Source organism: Intrasporangium sp. (assembly GCF_035688975.1).
Lineage (GTDB): Bacteria > Actinomycetota > Actinomycetes > Actinomycetales > Dermatophilaceae > CALMNV01.
This window is the reverse complement of record NZ_DASSMH010000010.1, coordinates 26,842-46,037: the sequence shown is the minus strand read 5'-3', so window position 1 is coordinate 46,037 and position 19,196 is coordinate 26,842. Positions and strand designations below refer to the sequence as shown.

The 19,196-nt window shown below is 72.3% G+C and carries 18 protein-coding genes; 10 read left to right on the top strand and 8 right to left on the bottom strand.

Annotation, left to right across the window (positions count from 1 at the left end; genetic code table 11):
• Positions 1 to 207 precede the first annotated feature (207 nt).
• A complete protein-coding gene (locus tag VFJ94_RS01110; RefSeq protein WP_325002322.1) occupies positions 208 to 1,215 on the bottom strand; it encodes a LacI family DNA-binding transcriptional regulator in 1,008 nt (335 codons plus the stop codon).
• Between the two features lie 108 nt (positions 1,216 to 1,323).
• On the opposite strand from VFJ94_RS01110, the gene VFJ94_RS01105 reads away from it, so the two are divergent.
• The 5 genes from VFJ94_RS01105 to VFJ94_RS01085 are packed head-to-tail and all read left to right on the top strand — an operon-like array spanning position 1,324 to position 6,976.
• Positions 1,324 to 2,835 carry an alpha-N-arabinofuranosidase gene (locus tag VFJ94_RS01105; RefSeq protein ID WP_325002321.1) on the top strand — a complete coding sequence of 504 codons (1,512 nt, stop codon included), beginning with the start codon at positions 1,324 to 1,326 and terminating at the stop codon, positions 2,833 to 2,835.
• A gap of 46 nt (positions 2,836 to 2,881) precedes the next feature.
• A complete protein-coding gene (locus VFJ94_RS01100; RefSeq protein WP_325002320.1) occupies positions 2,882 to 4,228 on the top strand; it encodes an ABC transporter substrate-binding protein in 1,347 nt (448 codons plus the stop codon).
• A gap of 1 nt (position 4,229) precedes the next feature.
• On the top strand, positions 4,230 to 5,201 hold the full coding sequence (locus tag VFJ94_RS01095; protein WP_325002319.1) for a sugar ABC transporter permease: 972 nt from the start codon (positions 4,230 to 4,232) through the stop codon (positions 5,199 to 5,201).
• Positions 5,198 to 6,061: a carbohydrate ABC transporter permease gene (locus tag VFJ94_RS01090; protein WP_325002318.1), complete on the top strand. Its 864-nt coding sequence runs from the start codon at positions 5,198 to 5,200 to the stop codon at positions 6,059 to 6,061. Before VFJ94_RS01095 ends, VFJ94_RS01090 begins: the two co-directional genes overlap by 4 nt.
• A gap of 3 nt (positions 6,062 to 6,064) precedes the next feature.
• The gene (locus VFJ94_RS01085; RefSeq protein ID WP_325002317.1) at positions 6,065 to 6,976 is read left to right on the top strand and encodes a glycoside hydrolase family 43 protein; all 912 of its coding nucleotides are present in this window, start codon (positions 6,065 to 6,067) and stop codon (positions 6,974 to 6,976) included.
• A 48-nt stretch (positions 6,977 to 7,024) separates the two neighbouring features.
• Here the strand turns inward: VFJ94_RS01085 and VFJ94_RS01080 are convergent, their stop codons facing one another.
• Positions 7,025 to 7,378, bottom strand: coding sequence for a hypothetical protein (locus VFJ94_RS01080; protein ID WP_325002316.1), 354 nt, complete (start codon positions 7,376 to 7,378; stop codon positions 7,025 to 7,027).
• Positions 7,375 to 7,917, bottom strand: coding sequence for a hypothetical protein (locus tag VFJ94_RS01075; protein WP_325002315.1), 543 nt, complete (start codon positions 7,915 to 7,917; stop codon positions 7,375 to 7,377). Before VFJ94_RS01075 ends, VFJ94_RS01080 begins: the two co-directional genes overlap by 4 nt.
• A gap of 270 nt (positions 7,918 to 8,187) precedes the next feature.
• Between VFJ94_RS01075 and VFJ94_RS01070 the strand changes: the two genes are divergently transcribed.
• The gene (locus tag VFJ94_RS01070) at positions 8,188 to 9,081 is read left to right on the top strand and encodes an SDR family oxidoreductase (protein ID WP_325002314.1); all 894 of its coding nucleotides are present in this window, start codon (positions 8,188 to 8,190) and stop codon (positions 9,079 to 9,081) included.
• A gap of 16 nt (positions 9,082 to 9,097) precedes the next feature.
• Here the strand turns inward: VFJ94_RS01070 and malQ are convergent, their stop codons facing one another.
• Both malQ and VFJ94_RS01060 read right to left on the bottom strand, forming a co-directional pair.
• Positions 9,098 to 11,248 carry a 4-alpha-glucanotransferase gene (malQ, locus tag VFJ94_RS01065; protein ID WP_325002313.1) on the bottom strand — a complete coding sequence of 717 codons (2,151 nt, stop codon included), beginning with the start codon at positions 11,246 to 11,248 and terminating at the stop codon, positions 9,098 to 9,100.
• A 5-nt stretch (positions 11,249 to 11,253) separates the two neighbouring features.
• Positions 11,254 to 12,630 carry a cyclopropane-fatty-acyl-phospholipid synthase family protein gene (locus VFJ94_RS01060; protein ID WP_325002312.1) on the bottom strand — a complete coding sequence of 459 codons (1,377 nt, stop codon included), beginning with the start codon at positions 12,628 to 12,630 and terminating at the stop codon, positions 11,254 to 11,256.
• 107 nt (positions 12,631 to 12,737) lie between these two features.
• Between VFJ94_RS01060 and VFJ94_RS01055 the strand changes: the two genes are divergently transcribed.
• Complete coding sequence (locus tag VFJ94_RS01055) at positions 12,738 to 13,172, top strand: DUF1810 domain-containing protein (protein WP_325002311.1); 435 nt, start codon at positions 12,738 to 12,740, stop codon at positions 13,170 to 13,172.
• Positions 13,173 to 13,404: 232 nt separating this feature from the next.
• On the opposite strand, the gene VFJ94_RS01050 is transcribed toward VFJ94_RS01055, so the two are convergent.
• On the bottom strand, positions 13,405 to 13,653 hold the full coding sequence (locus tag VFJ94_RS01050; RefSeq protein WP_325002310.1) for a hypothetical protein: 249 nt from the start codon (positions 13,651 to 13,653) through the stop codon (positions 13,405 to 13,407).
• Between the two features lie 146 nt (positions 13,654 to 13,799).
• On the bottom strand, positions 13,800 to 15,344 hold the full coding sequence (locus VFJ94_RS01045; RefSeq protein WP_325002309.1) for a phospholipase D family protein: 1,545 nt from the start codon (positions 15,342 to 15,344) through the stop codon (positions 13,800 to 13,802).
• Positions 15,345 to 15,390: 46 nt separating this feature from the next.
• Between VFJ94_RS01045 and VFJ94_RS01040 the strand changes: the two genes are divergently transcribed.
• Genes VFJ94_RS01040 through VFJ94_RS01030 form a run of 3 tightly spaced genes read left to right on the top strand, consistent with a single transcriptional unit; the run spans position 15,391 to position 18,379 of the window.
• Positions 15,391 to 16,044: an MBL fold metallo-hydrolase gene (locus VFJ94_RS01040; protein WP_325002308.1), complete on the top strand. Its 654-nt coding sequence runs from the start codon at positions 15,391 to 15,393 to the stop codon at positions 16,042 to 16,044.
• A complete protein-coding gene (locus VFJ94_RS01035; RefSeq protein WP_325002307.1) occupies positions 16,041 to 16,835 on the top strand; it encodes an ATP-binding cassette domain-containing protein in 795 nt (264 codons plus the stop codon). The genes VFJ94_RS01040 and VFJ94_RS01035 overlap by 4 nt, the downstream gene beginning before the upstream one ends.
• Positions 16,811 to 18,379, top strand: a complete 1,569-nt coding sequence (locus VFJ94_RS01030; RefSeq protein ID WP_325002306.1) for a hypothetical protein — start codon at positions 16,811 to 16,813, stop codon at positions 18,377 to 18,379. The genes VFJ94_RS01035 and VFJ94_RS01030 overlap by 25 nt, the downstream gene beginning before the upstream one ends.
• A gap of 15 nt (positions 18,380 to 18,394) precedes the next feature.
• Here VFJ94_RS01030 and ppgK read toward each other — a convergent pair whose 3' ends face one another.
• Positions 18,395 to 19,162 carry a polyphosphate--glucose phosphotransferase gene (gene ppgK, locus VFJ94_RS01025; protein ID WP_325002305.1) on the bottom strand — a complete coding sequence of 256 codons (768 nt, stop codon included), beginning with the start codon at positions 19,160 to 19,162 and terminating at the stop codon, positions 18,395 to 18,397.
• Positions 19,163 to 19,196 lie beyond the last annotated feature (34 nt).

Genomic DNA, 19,196 nt, shown 5'->3' with positions numbered 1-19,196 from the left:
GGGCGGAGGTGCCAAGCGAGGGCACCGGGCCGCCTGGGCGCGACGGCACGCAGTCGCTGGCCCCTGCCCAAGCCCACGACCTCCAGTGCGCGCCGGCCTCTGCCGCGCGCCGGCTTCGTGGCGCGCCTGCTTCGGCGCGCGCCGGCTTCGTCGCGGGCCGGCTTCGTCGCGGGCCGGCTTCGACGCGCGCGGGCCTGCGTCGGCGGCTCAGCCGCTCTCGCGCACGAGCAACGCGTGGGGCACGACGATGGACCCGCTCTCCGGCACCGAGGGGTCGTCGAGACGCTCCACCAGGCGGCCGATGGCCGCGCCGGCGAGCACGTTGAGGTCAGGGGCGACGGTGGTGAGCGGGGGAGTCGCGTGCCGGCCTTCGGGCACGTTGTCGAAGCCGACGACGGCCACTTCGTCCGGCACGGCGAGCCCGTGGCGGCGCAGGGCCGACAGGGCGCCCAGAGCCATCAGGTCACTGAAGCAGAAGAGGGCGTCGAACGGCACCTTGTCATCGACGAGCCGGTCTACGGCGGAGGCCCCCTCCTCACGGGAGAACTGGTGGACCGGCACCTCCAGCCGGTGGTCCGGGTCCACGCCGCCCCGCGCAAGGGCCTGACGGTAGCCACTCAGACGCAGTTCGGCCGTCGCCGCCGTCGACCCTCGCTTGGCCCCCACCGCTGCGATCCGGCGACGTCCCTGCGCCAGCAGGTGGCTGACCGCCTCATCGGACGCGGCAACGTTGTCGACGGCCACCCTCGAGCGGCGGCTCGCCAGCAGGTGCTCGCCCAGCAGGATCAATGGGATGGTCGGAGACGCGTGGTCGAGCACGTCCTGGGTGACCGAGATGGGGGAGAAGATGAGCCCGTCGACGATGGTGGGCCTCCGGCCGTGGAGGACTTCGGTCTCCCGACCTGCATCTCCTCCGGTCTGCTCCACCAGCACTGACAGGCCGCGTTGCGCGGCGGCGTCGATGACCGCTGCGACGACCTCGGCGAAGTACGGGTCGCTGATCCGGGGGACGGCCAGACCGATCAGTCCGCTGCGGCCCGTGCGCAGCGACCGGGCCGAGATGTTGGGCAGGTAGCCGAGCGCCTCGATGGAGGCCTCGACCCGGGTCCGCATGGACCGGCTCACCGCCGGGTGGCCGTGCACCACGTTCGAGACGGTCTTGACCGACACACCGGCGTGTTCGGCGACGTCACGGAGCCGCACCGGCAACACCATCACCCACTTCCTCGCGCTGGACCTTCATGGTGCCACACTCTTTACAACGTTGGAACAACGTTGTATACCTGTGCGTGCACACCGACGTGACGACCGCAGGAGGCACAGTTGCCCAGCACCCGAATCGTTCTCGACCCGGCCTTCACGGTGGGGCAGCTCGACCGGCGGGTGTTCGGCTCGTTCGTGGAGCACATGGGCCGGTGTGTCTACACGGGCATCTACGAGCCGGAGCACCCCTCGGCGGACGAGCACGGCTTCCGCGGAGACGTCGCGCGCCTGACGCGCGAAGGTGGCGTCACCCTCGTGCGGTACCCGGGTGGCAACTTCGTCTCCGGATACCGCTGGGAGGACGGGGTGGGGCCGGTCGAGGAGCGCCCGGCACGGGTGGACCTCGCGTGGCGCAGTGTGGAGAGCAACGAGGTCGGCCTCAACGAGTTCGTCGGCTGGGCCCGCAGGACCGGTGTCGAGCCCATGCTGGCGGTGAACCTCGGCACCCGCGGGGTGCAGGAGGCCTGCGACCTCCTGGAATACGCGAACTACCCGGGCGGCACCGCGTGGTCCGACCTCCGCGCGAGCCACGGCCACCCGAAGCCGCACGGCATACGGCTGTGGTGCCTCGGCAACGAGATGGACGGTCCCTGGCAGACGGGGCACAAGACCGCCCAGGAGTATGGCCGGCTCGCGCTCGAGACCGCCAAGGCGATGCGCCAGGTGGACCCGGACATCGAGCTCGTCGCGTGCGGCAGCTCCAACAGCGCCATGCCGACCTTCGGTTACTGGGAGGCGACGGTTCTCGAGCACTGCTACGACGCGGTCGACTACATCAGCCTGCACGCCTACTACGAGGAGCGCGACGGCGACCTCGCCAGCTTCCTCGCGTCGTCGGTGGACATGGACCACTTCATCCGGTCCGTCATCGCGACGGCCGACCACATCGGCGCCACCCGACGCAGCCGCAAGAAGATCAACCTCTCCTTCGACGAGTGGAACGTCTGGTACCAGCAGGACTTCGCCGGACACACCAACCTCGATGTCGAGCGGACGCCGCGCCTGATCGAGGACACCTTCTCGGTCGCCGACGCGGTGGCCGTGGGTGGCTTCCTCAACACGCTCATCCGCCACGCTGACCGCGTCAAGATCGCGTGTCAGGCGCAGCTGGCCAACGTCATCGGCCTGATCCGTTCCGAGCCCGCAGGGCCGGCCTGGCGCCAGACGATCTACCACCCCTTCGCCCAGACGGCCCGCCTAGCCCGCGGGACGGTGCTGCAGGCGCAGACCAGAGGCGCCACGCACGAGACGGCCGTGCATGGGGTGGTGGACAGCGTCGACGCCACCGCCACCTGGGACGAACCGAGTGGCCAGCTAGCCGTCTTCCTCGTCAACCGCAACCCCACGGAGGCCGTCGACGTGACCGTCGAGCTGCGCGGGTTCGCGGAGGCGTCGCTGCAGGAGTGCCTCCGGCTCGCCGACGACGACCCGCGCGCGGTCAACACGATCGACGAGCCCGACCGGGTGGGCGTGCACGTCGACAGCGGTGCGCACGTCCAAGACGGGTGCGTCAGCCTCCGCCTTCCCCCGGTCTCCTGGACGGCACTGGACATCCGCACGACCCAGCCCTGATATCCCCCGCGGCGCCCTCGGCGCCCCTTCGAAGGAGAAGCACCACATGACCCCTACCCCGATGTCGTCACCCCTGTCTCGGCGACTCTTCCTCGGCTCCCTCGCGGCCGTTGGAGCCACCACCGCCCTGGCCGCCTGCGGGGGCTCCAGCACGCCTCCCGGGGCCGGTGTCCCCAGCGGTGCCTTCGGCCAGGGGGACACGTACACCGGCCCCAAGGTGGCCCTCAGCTTCTGGAACGGCTTCACCGGTGGCGACGGCCCGTTCATGCGGCAGCTCGTGGAGCAGTTCAACAAGGCCAACCCCACCGTCACGGTCTCGATGAACACCCTGCAGTGGGGGGACTACTACGCCAAGGTGCCGAATGCCGTCGCCTCGGGGGCGGGTCCGGACATCGGCATCATGCACATCGACCAGCTGGCCACCAACGCCGCCCGGCGCGTCATCATCCCCCTCGACGAGGTGGCGTCCGGGCTCAAGCTCACCGAGTCCGACTTCGCGCCCGTCGTGTGGAAGGCGGGGGTGTACCAGGACAAGCGCTACGGCATCCCGCTCGACATCCACCCGCTCGGCTTCTACGCCAACACCGGCCAGCTGAGCAAGGCCGGGATCGACAAGCTGCCCACCGACCGGGCGGGATTCGAGGCAGCCGTCAAGGCGCTGCAGGCCGGCGGCGGGGTCAAGCAGCCCTTCTGGGTGACCGCCACCTGGCCGGCCCACCTGATGTTCACTGCCCTGGTGGCCCAGTTCGGCGGCAGCATCTACGACGCCGAGGGCGGCAAGGCAACCTTCAACTCCGACGCGGGGGTGGAGTCCCTCGAGTGGCTCCGCAGCTTCATCACCAACGGCGCCAGCCCGGCGAACGTCTCCAACGACGCCCAGGCGCAGGCGTTCCGGCAGCAGCGCAACTCCCTCACGTGGGACGGCATCTGGATGATGAACGAGTGGGCGAAGGTCAACGGGCTGAAGTGGGGCGCCGCAGCGCTGCCGACCATCGGCGACAAGCCGGCGACGTGGGCCAGCTCCCACAACTTCGTCGTCACCACCCAGGCGACCAAGGACAAGAACAAGCTGGCGGCCTCCCGCGCCTTCATCTCCTATGTCTCCGAGCGGTCCATCGAGTGGGCCAAGTCCGGTCAGATCCCGGCCCGCAACAGCGTTCGTGAGTCGGCGGCCTTCTCCGCCCTGCCCGTGCAGTCGACGCTGGCCGCGCAGCTGCCCAACGTCGTCTTCCCGCCGGCGGTGCCGGGCATCGGTGACGTGACGACGCCGACGTTCGAGGCGGCCGTCAACGAGGTCATCCTCGGCAAGGCCCAGGCCAAGGCCGCCCTCGACGCCGCAGCGAAGAAGGCCGACGCTCTGCTGGCGGACAACCGCGCGAAGTACCAGGCCTGAGATGGCCACCGTCGTGCAGCCCTCCTCACCGCCGCAGGCGCGGCGAGGGGGGCGGCGGCCCAGGCCGGAGCCGGCGGTCAGCAGGGCCGGGCTCGGCACCGCGCTGCTCTTCGTCGCTCCCTACCTCGTGCTGTTCGGCACGTTCATCCTGGCCCCCATCGTCTACGGACTGTGGATCAGCCTGCACGAGTGGGACTTTCTCCTGCCCGGCAAGCCGTTCGTCGGCCTGAAGAACTACATCGACCTCGTCACGCCGGGATCGGTCACCTCTGGTCCGTTCTGGTCCGCCATGCGGGCGACCGCCATCTTCACCGTGCTGAGCGTCCCCCTGCTCATGGTGGTGCCGCTCGCGCTCGCCGTGGCGCTCAACCGTAGGTTCCGGGGGCGCAACGCCGTGCGGGCCGTCTTCTTCGCCCCCTACGTCCTCGGGGTGGCGGTCGTCGGGCTTCTCTGGCGTTACCTGCTCGACCCGAACGTCGGCGTGCTCAACTACTACCTCGACGCCCTGGGACTGGATCGCATCCCCTTCACGACGGCCACCCCCTGGGTCTGGCTCGCGCTGGTCGTCCCGACGGTGTGGTGGACCGCGGGATACAACATGGTCATCTTCCTCGCCGGCCTGCAGGACATCCCGAGTGAGCTCTACGAGGCGGCCGAGCTGGACGGGGCCAGCGCCTGGCACAAGTTCCGGCACGTCACCCTGCCGGGACTGAGGCCGGTCACCGTCTTCGTCCTGACCATCACGATCCTCGCGTCGGCCAACGTCTTCGGCCAGCCGTATCTCATCACCCAGGGCCAGCCGGGCCGCGAGACGCGCAGCGCCATCATGCAGATCGGTGAAGAGGGGCTGCGTCAGTTCAAGATGGGCAGCGCCTCGGCGATGAGCACCGTCCTCACGGTGGCGCTGCTGGCGATCAGCCTGCTCAGCCTGTCGTTCCTGCGCGAGCGGAACCCCAAGGAGAAGAAGCGATGAGCGAGCCGGCGAACCCCACGGTCACGGTCGCGCAGGGCGCGCGAAGGCGGGTGCCGTGGCAGGCGGTCGTCCTCGCCCTCGTGGGGCTGCTGTTCCTCACGCCGCTGCTGTGGCTCGCCACGACGTCCCTGAAGTCGACGAGCGAGGTCGCGCAGGCCGACCTCAGCGTGCTGCCGCGGGATCCCAGCGTCGAGGGCTACACCACCATCCTGCGGGCGCCCCAGACCCCCGTGGCCCAGTGGTTCCTCAACTCCATGGCTGCGGCGACCGCGCAGACCCTGCTCGTGCTCACCGTGGCGACGATGGCGGCATACGCCCTGGCTCGGCTCTCCTTCCCGGGCAAGCGGGTCCTGACCGCCCTGATCCTCGCCACGCTGTTCGTCCCGCCGATCTCACTGCTCATCCCCAACTACGTCATCGTCTCAAGGCTGGGGTGGCTCGACAGTCTCACGGCCGTCGTCGTGCCGGGCGCCGCGGGGGCCTTCGGGGTGTTCTTCCTCCGGCAGTTCTTCCTCTCCCTGCCCATCGAGCTGGAGGAGGCCGCCCTGCTGGACGGCGCCAGCCGGTGGAAGATCTTCCTCGCCGTCATCGTGCCGCTGTCACGTCCCGCCTTGGCAACCCTCGCGCTGCTGACCTTCCTGGCGAACTGGAACGACTTCCTGTGGCCGCTGTATGTGCTCTTCAGCCCGGAAAGGCTGACGCTCCAGCCCGGCCTGTCGACCCTGCAGAGCGCGTACACCACCGACTACGCAACGATCATGGCGGGGGGCGCGATCGCGAGCATCCCAGTGCTGATCCTCTTCCTCGTCAGCCAGCGCTTCGTCATCGAGGGCATCGCCCGCGGTGGCCTGAAGGGCTAACGCATGCCGCAGCAGCGACCGCTGTGGGACGGGTACTGCGCCGACCCCTTTGTCATCCGGGCGCAGGACGGACGGTTCGTCATGTACGGAACCTCGCCGGAGCGACCGGGCGGGCGCGCCTTCCAGACCCTCGTCAGCGACGACCTCGACGTGTGGTGCCCCGCGGGAGGGGCGCTGGTCATCCCCGCCGACGCCCCAGCGGGCACCGAGTGGTGGGCGCCCGAGGTCGCGTATGCCGGTGGACGGTACTGGATGTACTACTCGCAGGGAATGGGGGACCAGGGCCACCAGATCCGGGTCGCCTCCTCGGTCGAGCCGACCGGGCCCTTCACCGAGGCCGGCCCGCCGCTCACCGAGGACCTGCCGTTCGCGATCGACCCCTCACCCTTCCAGGACGTCGACGGCACCTGGTGGCTCTTCTACGCCACCGACCTCGTCGAGGGAGCGCGGCCGGGGACCGTCATCGCCGTGCAGCGTCTCCGCACGATGACCGAGCTCGCGGGTGAGCCCCGCATCATCCTGCGGGCCTCGGCGGACTGGCAGCTCTACGCCAGAGACCGGCAGCTGTACGGCGCCCAGCATGACTGGCACACCCTCGAGGGGCCGGCGGTCGTGCGCCACGGCGACCGCTACTGGCTGCTCTATTCCGGGGGGAACTGGCAGACGCCCCGCTACGGCGTCGCGGCGGCGAGCGCGGCCTCGGTGGAGGGGCAATGGACCGAGGACGCTGCGATCGGGCCGTTCATCACCAGCCAGAGCACGGGCCTGATCGGTCCCGGCCACTGCAGCATCGTGTCCGCGGTGGGCGGCGGCCACCACCTGTTCCTCCACGCCTGGGACGCGCAGCGCCAGCGCCGCCGACCGCACCGCCTCACCCTCCAGATCACCGGGGGCCCTCCCCGGGTGGCGCCGTGACCGCGTGGGTCGACCTGCTCCCTATCCGGCGTCGGCTGTCAGCCGCACCTAGTCGTCGTGGTCGTCATCGTCGTCCTCCCGGTGGCGCGCAGGCAGCCGGGTGATCCAGTAGCTGGCGGTGTCGGGGGATGCGACACCGAAGCGGGCGTTGACCGCCCACAGCCAGCGGCCGGCCAGCGTGGCCGTCGACGGCACGTCCAGGGTGTCGTCGGTGAGCTGACCGGCCCAGCGAGCCGCCCAGCCGTCGTCGGTCCGCCGGAGGAGCAGCACCGACACGGCGTCGGTCCCGGTGCCACGCACGTTGTAGAGGACGCGCCCGTCGAGCTCCAGCCCGTCGCCGCTCGTGATGCCCGGGCCGCCGCTGACCGGGATGGCGGTGGTGCGCCCCGTGGCGGGGTTCACTCTCCACAGTCCGCCCACCCGACTGTTGTTGAGCACGAGTGAACCGTCTGGCAGTCGCCGTATGCCGTTGCCGTTGAAGGCGATCCCGTCGCCGGCCGGCCAGGCACCACGCAGGCGCAGGAGCGCGCAGGCGTCCCCGTCGGTCGGCCCCGGGGACCCAGCCGGATCCACGTGAGCCGGTCGACCATCGAGTCCGTGACCCAGACCCGGTCCCGCGTCACGACGAGGTCGTTGAGGAACTTCGCACCGGGCACCACGGTGTCGGAGACCACGGCCCCGCTCCGGCCGTTCACGGCCCACACGTGACCGACGTCCCCGACGCTCCCGACCGCCCAGACGAGTCCCGTGCGCCGGTCCCAGAAGAGGCCTCGGAGGGACCGTCCGGTCGCGCCCGGCAGCAGGTTCCGGACCGCACCGGTGCGCAGGCTGCCGGTGGCGATGCGGCCGTCCGCCACCGAGCCGACGTAGAAGGTGAGGCCAGGACCCGAGGTGATCCCTTCCGGCCGGAAGCCGGCGGGCAGGGAGACCGTCTCGGGCACACGGCGCGGGTGGCCGGACGAGACGGACGCGGCCCCCGCAGCGGGTGCTGCAGGGGCCGTGAAGGCGACGAGGGCGGAAGCGGCCGCAGTTGTCAGGACCGTTCGCCGTGAGAGCTGGAGGTCTCCTCTGTGCATCGTTCATTGTGGACACGGGAAGGCGTCGGCGTCGACCCTCCGCGCATGGGGCGGCTGCGGGCCGGGTAGGGGGCGTGCGCCGGTGCGAGGAGGAGCAGCCGAGCCGCCGGCCCTGACCGAGCCTCAAGGAGAGAGATGCCCGAGGACCAGTACACCAAGCAGGACCCGACGCAGCAGCACCCGCAGCCGGACACCGAGGGCGAGCAGCTCGAGCACCCCGGCCGCACCGGCGAGATGCGCGACAAGCCCGACCACGGGGAGGAGAGCTACCGTGGCAGCGGGCGGCTGCAGGGCAAGAAGGCCGTCATCACCGGTGGCGACTCCGGGATCGGGCGGGCGGTCGCCATCGCCTTCGCCCGAGAGGGCGCCGACGTCCTCATCTCCTACCTCGAGTCCGAGGAGGAGGACGCGCAGGAGACGGTCAAGCACATCGAGCAGGCCGGCCGCAAGGCCGTCACCTGTCCGGGCGACATCCAGCAGGAGGACCAGTGCCAGCGGGTCGTCGACCGCGCGGTCGAGGAGCTCGGGCGCATCGACATCCTCGTCAACAACGCGGCATACCAGATGGCCCAGCCCGGTGGGATCGAGGACATCACGACCGAGCAGTTCGACCGGGTGATGAAGACCAACCTCTATGCGATGTTCTGGCTGTGCAAGAAGGCGCTGCCGCACATGGAGTCCGGTGCCTGCATCATCAACACGTCGTCCATCCAGTCGTCACAGCCGTCGCCGGAGCTGCTCGACTACGCCACTACGAAGGCCGGCATCGTCAACTTCACCAAGGGCCTCGCGCAGATGCTCGCCGCGAAGGGCATCCGCGTGAACTCCGTCGCCCCCGGCCCGATCTGGACGCCGCTGATCCCGGCGACGATGCCCGAGGACCACGTCGAGGGCTTCGGCGAGCAGGTGCCGCTCGGGCGGGCCGGTCAGCCGGCGGAGCTCGCCCCGGCCTACGTGTTCATGGCGTCGCAGGAGTCGAGCTACGTCACGGGGGAGGTGCTCGCCGTCACCGGGGGCAAGCCGCTCTGACGGTCGTGGCGGGCCGTCACCCCTGGGTCCGCCGCGCGGTGCGCAGGGCGTCCGCGATCCGGGCGGCGAGTGGCGAGTCCATGACCTGCTCGAGCTTCACCGGTATGCCGTCGGGCCCCGCCAGCGGCACGCGCCAGTTCGGGTACTCGTCCTGCGTCCCCGGCTGGTTGATGATGCGCACGTCGCCGACGAGGTCCGTGACGGCGACTCCGAGCATTCGTGACGGCGTCTGGCCGAGGAAGCGGTGCAGGGCCTCGACGGTGGCCGGGATGTCCGAGCCCTGCTCGAGCAGGCCTCGCTCCACGAGCACGGCGCGGACCTTGGCGATGGCGGCCTCCTCGACCGCTCGCTCCTCCTCGGCGGGTCGCGTGAGCAGCCCGAGGCGGTCCCGCAGCGCGACGTGCGCCAGCGCGAGGTAGCCCGCGGTCGGGGGCAGGTCGTGCGTCGTCACGGTGGACAGGCACAGCTCGCGGTAGCGCTCCGGGGGCAGCAGACTCCCGTCGGGATCCCACTCGAACCAGAGGATCGAGGTGCCGAGCAGTCCACGCTCGCGCATGTACTCGCGCACCCACGGCTCCACGACGCCGAGGTCCTCGCCGACGACGAGCGCGCCGGCGCGCTGCGCCTCGAGGACGAGGATGCCGATGAGCGCCTCGTGGTCGTAGCGCACGTAGGTGCCCTCGCTGGGCACGTGCCCTTGCGGCACCCACCAGAGGCGGAAGAGGCCGATGATGTGGTCGACCCGGATGCCGCCCGCGTCGGTCAGCACTGAGCGGAGCATGTCGCGGTAAGGCTCATAGCCGAGCTCGGCGAGGCGGTCCGGGCGCCAGGGCGGTTGGTTCCAGTCCTGGCCGACCTGGTTGAACTGGTCCGGCGGCGCACCGACCGTCACCCCCTGCGCCAGTGCGTCGGCGAGCGCCCACGCGTCCGCGCCGCCGGGGTTGACGCCCACCGCGAGGTCGTGGACGACCCCGATCGACATCCCCGCCCCGCGGGCATCCCGCTGCACGCCGGCCAGCTGGGCGCGCAGCAGCCACTGGAGCCACCGGTGGAAGTCGACGGTCTCGCGCTGCTCCTCGCGGAACGCGGCGACGGCCGCGGAGTGGGGCCGCTGCAACTGCTCGGGCCACGACCGCCAGGGCAGCCCGTGCCGCTCCGCCAGCGCGCACCACGTGGCGAACAGCTCGAGCCCCTCACCCTCCGCGCGGCAGAACCGGGCGAAGTCACGGGCTCGCCGGCCGGTCAGTCCGGTGCGGTAGACCTCCCACAGCGCCGCGCGCTTGGCCGCCCATGCGGCGTCGCGGTCGATGGTGTCGTGCGCCGTGAGGGCACGTGCCCTGGCCGCAAGCCGCGTGATGCGCGCCCGCGCCTGACCGGTGACCTGACGCAGCTCGGGCACGTCCTCGACGTGCAGGTAGATCGGGTTGGCGAACCTTCGGGAGGTCGGCAGGTAGGGCGAAGGCTCCATGGGCGCAACGGGTTCCGCGGCGTGGAGGGGGTTGACGAGCACGAAGTCGGCACCGAGCTCGTCGCCTGCCCACGCGGACAGCTCGGCGAGGTCGGACAGGTCCCCGACGCCCCAGGACCGGTCCGAGCGCACCTGGTAGACCTGCTCCATGACACCCCAGACCCGGCCCCGGCGCAGCGCCGGCGGCAGGGTGAGCGTGCCCGGTGTGACGACGACCGTCGCGCGAGCGGTGGGGTCGGCGCCCTGCTCAGCGCCGGCGACGTGCGCCCGCAGGACGTGCCAGCCGAGCGGCAGGTCACCGGGCAGCTCGAAGGTGGCCTCGCCGACGAGCGTGCCGTCGATCTCGTGGGGCTCGACCAGGCGGTCGACCTGCCGCGCCGCTCGGCGGCTGCCGTCCTCCAGCTCGAGCTCCAGCCAGATGTCCGTGCCGTGCGGGACGTGCGCGGCGACCCACGGCGTCCAGCCCTCCCGGCACACGACCGTGGGCGGGAGCGTGCGTCGCCAGGTGCGGTCGCCGAACTCGCGGAGCGAGCGCTCCGCCGCCTCGTCGGTCTCCGCCTCGACACCGAGGGCGGCCAGCACGGCGCGGATCGTCTCCGCCCCGACCATGACGTGCGCGCCCTGCCAGTCGTAGTAGTCCGTGTCCACCCGATGGACTCGGGCCAGCTCGAGCAGCGTGGGGGAGGGGGCGGTGGCCACGGCGGTCACTCCTGCGTCGGGGGAACGGGTGCCTGCAGTGTGCCATGCGCCCCGGTTGCGTCGGCCGAGGAAACCGCCGGCCCGCTGCCGCCTCCGAGCAGCTGGTGCCACGTGCGCGGCATACCGCTGCCACCGCCCGGTCGGGGCCGCACCGCGAGCACCTGGTTGACGCCGATCCGGCCCGCGGCAAACGCGAGCGCCGAGCCGGCGAGGTAGAGGCGCCACACCCGTGCCCGGCCCGGGCTCGACAGCGCGCAGGCGCGGTCCCAGTCGCGCTCGAGGTTGGCAACCCACGCCCGGAGGGTGTCCGCGTAGTGCTCGCGCAGTGACTCGACGTGTCGCACCTCCAGCCCCGCCGTCTCCAGCGCGTCCACCATCGTGGCAAGCGGCACCAGCTCCCCGTCGGGGAAGACGTAGCGGTCGATGAAGGACGTCCGGTTGCCCCGCGGGTGGCCCGGCGGACCGGGGCGCCGGGCGATGGCATGGTTGAGCAGCCGGCCCCCTGGTGCGAGCAGCGCGTGCAGCCGCTCGGCATACGTCGGCAGGTGAGCGAGCCCGACGTGCTCGGCCATGCCGATGCTGGCGATGGCGTCATACGGCCCGTCCGTGACCTCGCGGTAGTCCTGCAGGCGGATCTCGACGCGGTCTGCCAGCCCGGCTGCCGCCACCCGCTCCCGGGCGAGCCGCGCCTGCTCCTGGGACACGGTCACCCCGACGGCCCGGACGCCGTGGTGGCGCGCCGCGTGGAGGACGAAGGATCCCCAGCCGCATCCGACGTCGAGCAGCCGCATGCCCGGGCGGAGCCCCAGCTTGCGGGCCACGAGGTCGAGCTTGGCGCGCTGCGCGTCCTCGAGACCGTATGCCGCAGAAGGCTCCTGCTCGAAGTAGGCGCACGAGTAGACCATGGACGGGCCCAGCACGAGGGCGTAGAAGTCGTTGCCGACGTCGTAGTGCGACGACACGGCTCGGGCATCGCGCCGCCGCGTGTGCCGACGTCCGGAGAGCCGGATCTCCTCCGCGGGCGGGCGTGGGGGAGGACCGAGCGCGCCGAGCCGCAGCACCGCCCTCACGATCGCGGTGACGGTGTCCCGGCCGACGTGCACCCCCGGGCCCCGGGCCGGGTCGGCGACCTGCTCCAGCAGGTCGAGGGCGTCGAGGAGACCGCCCTCGATGACGACGTCGCCGGAGACGTAGGCGCGGGCGAAGCCGAGCTCGTTCGGAGCCCAGAGCAGCCGGCGCAACGCGCGCCGCGACGCAAAGCGCACGTGCAGCGGCGCGTCCGCCGGACCGCACGCGCTGCCGTCCCAGCAGTCGACGCGCACCGGCAGCGCATCACCGAGCGTCGCGCGGACGAGGGGGTCGAGCACCTGCGCCACGGTCATGGCGCGCTCCTTCCACTCCGGCACCGGACGCGGCTGCCCGCGTTCCTCTTGTGCCGCCCCATGGTCGCGGGGCGGACACGGCCTGTCGCACGAGGCACCATGGAGGGATGGCCGATCCCTTTGACCTCGAGCGCTTTCTCTCCGCACAGGACACCGGGGGCACGTATGACGCCGCCCTTGCCGAGCTGCGTGCCGGGCACAAGCACAGCCACTGGATGTGGTTCGTCTTCCCCCAGGTGTCCGGGCTCGGTCGGAGCCCGACCGCGCAGCGGTATGCCGTGTCGGGCCTCGCGGAGGCGCGCGCCTACCTCGCGCACCCGATCCTCGGCGCGCGGCTCGTCGAGTGCGCGCGGGTGCTCGCCGGCCTGCCCACGCATGATCCGGATGAGGTGCTCGGGCCGGTCGACGCGCAGAAGCTGCGCTCGTCGATGACGCTCTTCGCGCGGGCGGCCGAGCAGCCTTGGCAGCGAACGGCATTCGAGGACGTCCTCGACCAGTACTTCGAGGGTGAGCGCGACCCGGCGACGCTCGAGCGGCTCTGATGCGGGGCGTGTGCGGAAGTGGCCACTCGACGGGGTCGCGGGGTCGCCCGTGGCTCGAGTGGCCACTTTTGCGCGGGAGTGGGTGCACGGAAGTGGCCACTCGAGGGGGTCGGCCGTGGCTCGAGTGGCCCCTTTCGCCCGGGCGGGTCGCCCGCACCAGAGGGCCTCCGGGCGCGCCGTGTGCACTCGTCCGCGTCAGGGCACGGCCGATCGCACACAGGCCGCGGCACCCTCAGGCGTGGGTGACGAGCAGGAGTCCGGCGGCGACGGCGCCGACGAGGACCAGCAGCACGGCCAGCCCGGCCGTGGCTGAGCCCGCGAACGACCGCCGCGCCGGTGCCGGTGCGCTCCTCGGCGGGTACGCCTCGTCGGGCTGGTAGTAGTCGGCCGGCTTGTAGTCGTCGGTCCACCCGGCAGCCGTGCGATAGCGCAGCTGCCCGTTGCCGACATAGAACCACCCAGTCCGCATGTCAGTACTCATCCATGCCCCCCAGCATGTCGTTCTTTCCCCGAGGTGGACCTTACGGGCGTCCGCGGCCCGCCGCGGCGGAAACGACGAAGACCGCCACGTCGGCCCGCTCACCGCACCAAGGGAGCTGCAGCATGTCGCCGGTCACATCCCGCCGGTCACATCCCGCCGCGCAGCCGCAGCTGGAGGGGACGGCCGTCGGGGTCGAAGGCCAGCCGGTAGAGCGGGGCGGCCCAGGCCCGGGTGAGCCGACCCATCGGCAGGCGGGTGAGAGGGCGCAGCTGCCCGGGGGGCCGGGGCCCGCGCCGTCCGCCGTCGTGCCACGCCTGCAGTCGCCGGGCGGCGGCGGCATACGCCTCGAAGACGTCGTCGACGTCGGGCACCGGCTCCCTCTCGCCCAGGCCGAGGTGCTCGCGGGCGAGGGTGGCCCGCAGGTCCCGCGCGTAGTCCGGGTGTGCCACCGCCGCGGACAGCTCGGAGTCGTGGGTCCACGAGCGGCGGTTGAAGTTGTCGGAGCCCACGGCCGCCCACTCGTCGTCGAGGATGCACGTCTTGGCGTGGACGTAGATGGGCGTGCCGGCGGCGTTCTCGATGCCGTAGCAGCCGACCCGACCCGGCGCGGCGGCGGACAGCTGGTCGATGACCCGCTCTCGCCCGACGACGTTGGGCGGCAAGGCGATCCGGCCGTCCTGGTCGGGGAAGTGGGGAAGCACCGCGAGGAGCCTCAGGCCGGGCTCGCGGCGCAGGGCGGCCGCCAGCAGCGTCGCCACCTGCGGAGACCAGAGGTACTGGTCCTCGATGTAGACCAGGCGGCGGGCCTGGCGGATCGCCTTGCGGTAGCCGCGCGCCACGCTGCGCTCGCCGTCGGGCGCGAAGGGGTAGCCGCCCAGCCGCCGGGGATACGTGCGTAGCAGCTGCACCGGGTGCGGCCCGGTCGGGGCGGGGTCCGGCAGCTGCGGCGGCAGCGCCGGGCATGACTCCCGGTCCCCGTGGATGTGGTCGGAGACCCGGCGCAGCGGTGACCGGCTGAGAGGCTGCGGGTCCTCCCAGCGCTCGCGGAAGACGGTCTCGACGTCGCCGACCGCCGGGCCCGTGATCATGAGCTGGATGTCGTGCCAGGGTGGCCGGTCCCCGTAGACCGAGGCCATCGTCTGCGGCTGGGGGTCTCCGTCGTGGGTGGCGTCGTCGCGACGGCTGTGGCACAGGTCGATCCCGCCGACGAACGCCACGTCGTCGTCCGGTCGGCCGGGGTGGCGCAGGACGACGAACTTCTGGTGGTGCGAGCCGCCGGTGCGCACCCGCATGTCGAGCACGCAGCATCCCCCGGCGGCGTTGACGTCCTCCTCGAGGTGCCGGTTCTCCTCCGCGGAGAAGGCGAACTTGTCCCAGTGCGAGCGCCACACGAGGCCATGGACGGCGACACCCCGCCGGGCCGCGTCCGCGAGGACCCGGGCGACCTCGCTGCCGTCGGTGCCGACGAGCCGCTCGTCCGGGTCGCCGCGCCAGTCGACGAAGAGCAGGAGGTCACCGGCCCGCATGGCGGCGAGACGCCGCGTCAGCTCGGCGAAGTAGCCGGCCCCGTGCACGAGCGGGCGCACGAGGTTGCCCTCGCTCCACGGCAGGGCGCCGGGGTGGCGCGAGTCGAGCCGCGTGGCGGCGTTGCCCCGCTCACCGGGACCGAGAAACCACCGCGACGGATCCACCTGTGGATCGTATCGACGGGCCGAGGCGCTGGGTTAGGTTGAGGACATGCGCCTGACCCACCTCGGACATTCCTGCCTGCTCGTGGAGATGGCCGACCGCCGCCTGCTCATCGACCCGGGCAACTTCTCCGCCGGGTTCGAGGACCTCGGCCGCCTGGACGCCATCCTCGTCACGCACAACCATCCGGACCACTTCGACCCCGAGCGGGGGCCGTCCCTCGTCCGCGCCCACGCCGACACGCCCGTGCACACCGACCCCCTCACCGCGGAGACGCTCGCGGAGCAGGGCCTGCGGGCCGTGCCCACGCGGGAGGGGGAGGACTTCGCCGTCGGCGACGTCACGGTGACGCCGGTGGGCGCGCTGCATGCCTTCAACCACGTCGCGATGCCACAGATCCCGAACGTCGGGCTCGTCCTGCGCGCGGCGGGGGAGCCGAGCCTCTTCCACCCCGGCGACGCCTACGACGCAGAGCCGGGTGAGGTCGACGTGCTCGCCCACCCCCTCAACGCCCCGTGGGCGGCGAGCCGGGACTCCATCGCCTTCGTGGGCCGGATCCGTCCGCGCACCGTCGTGCCGATCCACGACGCGCTCCTGTCGGACCGTGGGCACGCCATGTATGCCGGCCACATCGAGAAGTTCGCCGGCGTCGACGGGCTGACCGTGCGCATGGTCGCCGACGGCGAGTCCGTCCAGTTGTGAGCCTGCCTCCACCCCGCGGCGCCCCGGCGGCAGGGCCGGCGATCGCCATCCGCGGCCTCGGCAAGCGCTTCGGGGACGTCATCGCCGTGCGCAGCATCGACCTCGACGTCCCACGGGGCTCGTTCTTCGGCCTCGTCGGCCCCAACGGCGCGGGCAAGACGACGACCCTGTCGATGGTGACCGGCCTGCTCCGGCCCGACGTCGGCCACGCGTTCGTCCTCGGCCGCGACGTGTGGGCCGACCCCGTGGGGACCAAGAAGCTCCTCGGCATCCTGCCGGACGGGCTGCGGCTCTTCGACCGCCTCACCGGCTTCCAGCTCGTGACGTATGCCGGGCTGCTGCGCGGCCTACCCCGCGACCTCGCCGCCGAGCGGGCCACCCTCCTGCTCGCCGCGCTCGGCCTGTCCGACGCAGCCGGAAAGCTCGTCGTCGACTACTCGGCGGGCATGACCAAGAAGGTCACGCTCGCGTGCGCGCTCGTGCACGGCCCCCGGGTGCTCGTCCTCGACGAGCCGTTCGAGGCGGTCGACCCGGTCTCCGCTGCGACGATCCGGCACATCCTCGAAGGCGTCGTCGACACCGGCGGCACGGTCGTGCTCTCGAGCCACGTCATGGACCTCGTCGAGCGGACGTGCTCGCACGTGGCGGTCATCGCAGACGGGTCGGTGCTCGCGGCCGGCCGGACCGACGAGGTGCGCGGCGGCGGCACGCTCGAGGACCGCTTCGTCGAGCTCGTCGGTGGCACGACGGTGGCGGAGGGGCTCGCGTGGTTGCACACCTCGTCCGACTGAAGCTGGCGCTGCTGCGCAACATCTTCCGCCGCAGCCGGGCCCAGGCCATCGGCGCCATCGTCGGCGTCCTCTACTTCGGCGGGCTCGTGCTGCTCCTCGCCGTCGCCGTCGGCGCGCTGCGCGGCTCGCTCGAGCTCGCCCTGACGGTGATCCCCCTGGGCGGGGCCGTCGCCGTCGTGCTCTGGTCGCTCGTGCCGCTCCTCGCCTTCGGCTCGGACCCCACGCTCGACCCGGGACGCTTCGCGACGTTCGCCATCCCGTATCGACAGCTGGCTGTCGGCCTCGTCCTCGCGGGGCTGGTGAGCCTCCCCGCGATCGCAACGAGCGTGCTTGCCGCGGCGACCGTCGTCGCGTGGTCGCACTCGGTCGCGGCCACGCTCGTCGCCCTCCTCGCTGCGGCGGTGGGGGTGCTCACGTGCGTCACGACGAGCCGGTGGCTCTCGGCCGCCGCCACCTCCGCCATGGTCAGCCGCCGTGGCCGCGACGTGGCCGCCGTCGTGGGCCTCGTCGTCGTCGTGACGCTGGGCCCGGCGGTGTCGCTGCTCGGCTCGCTGGGCGAGCGGTCGATGGACACCCTCTCGTCGGTGGCCCGAGCCGTCGGGTGGACGCCCCTGGGCTGGGTCTGGGCCGCCCCGGGCGACGTCGCCTCCGGCCACCCCGCCACGGGTCTGGGGCGGCTCGCCCTCGGCGTCGGCGTCCTGGCCGCGGTGGGCACGGCGTGGGCGCGGGCGCTGCGCAAGCAGGTGGAGAACCCCCGGCTGGTGGCGCGGTCACAGGCCGTGTCGGCCGCCGACGACCTCGGCGCCTTTCGCCGGGTGCCCGACGGCGCCACCGGCGCCGTCGCGGCCCGCCTGCTGACCTACTGGCGCCGCGACCCCCGCTACCAGGCCAGCCTGGTCCTCACCCCGGTGCTGCCGCTCGCGCTCCTCGTGCCGCAGCACGTGGCCGGTGCGCCGTGGACCGCCCTGCTCATGGCACCGCTCGCCGCCTTCCTCCTCGGCTTCAGCGAGCACAACTCGGTGTCCTACGACTCCACGGCCTTCTGGCTCCACGTCGCCGCCGGCGTCCCGGGGCGGGCCGACCGCCTCGGCCGGCTGGTGCCCACCGCCCTGCTGTCGGTCGTCCTCGTCCCGGCGTACGCCGTGCTCGGGACGTGGCTCGCTGGTCGCCCCGACCTGCTGCCCGCGACGGTCGGGCTGTCGCTCGTCCTGCTCGGCTCGGGCTACGGCATCTCCTGCCTGATGAGCGTGGCCCTGCCGTATGCCGTGCCCAAGCCCGGGGACAGCCCGTTCAGCAGCCCGCCCGGCGCGACGGGCGCGACCCTCGTGTCCCAGACGATCGCCGGCATGGGCATGGCCCTGCTGGCCGCGCCGACGCTCGTCCTCGCCCTCCTCGCCTGGTGGGGGAGCGCCGCGGCGGGCTGGGGCGCGGCTGCAGGCGGCGCGCTGCTCGGCGCGGCATACCTCGTCGCCGGCCTGCGGGCCGGCGCCGCCCTCTACGACCGTCGGGCACCCGAGCTGCTCGCGACGCTGTCCCGCGACTGACGGCGCAGCGACGGCTCAGGCGTGGCGGGCGAGGTCGGCGGCCAGCCGGGCGGCCCCCACGATGCCCGCGGAGTTGCGCAGGGCGGCCGGCACGATGGGCGCCCGCAGGCGCAGGTGGGGCAGGAACAGGTCGGCCTCCTTGGAGATGCCGCCACCGACGACGATGAGGTCGGGGGAGAAGAGGCGCTCGACCATGCTGTAGTAGCGCTGCAGGCGCTCGATGTACTCCTCCCAGGACAGCTCCTCCTTGTCCTTGATGGACGAGGCGGCGACCTTCTCGGCGTCGTGGCCGTCCATCTCGAGGTGCCCGAGCTCGGAGTTGGGCACGAGGACGCCGTCCATGATGAGCGCCGAGCCGATGCCCGTGCCGAGCGTCGTGAGCAGGACCAGGCCGGGGACGCCCTTCGCCGCGCCGTAGTGGACCTCGGCGACGCCCGCCGCGTCGGCGTCGTTGACGACGGTCACCTCGCGGCCCGTGTGCTTCTTGATGAGGGCCTGGGCGTCCGTGTCGACCCACGACGGGTCGATGTTGGCCGCGGACAGCACGGTGCCGTGGATGACGACGGCCGGCACGGTGACACCGATGGGAGCGTCCCGGGTCTGTGCGGCGAAGTGGTCGACGATCTGGTCCACGACGTCGGCCACCGCCTCCGGCGTCGCCGGCTGCGGGGTCGCGATCTTGAGCCGAGAGGTGGCGAGCTTGCCACCCTTGAGGTCGACCGGTGCGCCCTTGATGCCGCTGCCGCCGATGTCGATGCCGAGCGGGGTGCCCTTCTTGCCCATGTCTGTGCCGTTTCCTTCGTGCGGTGGAGGGGCG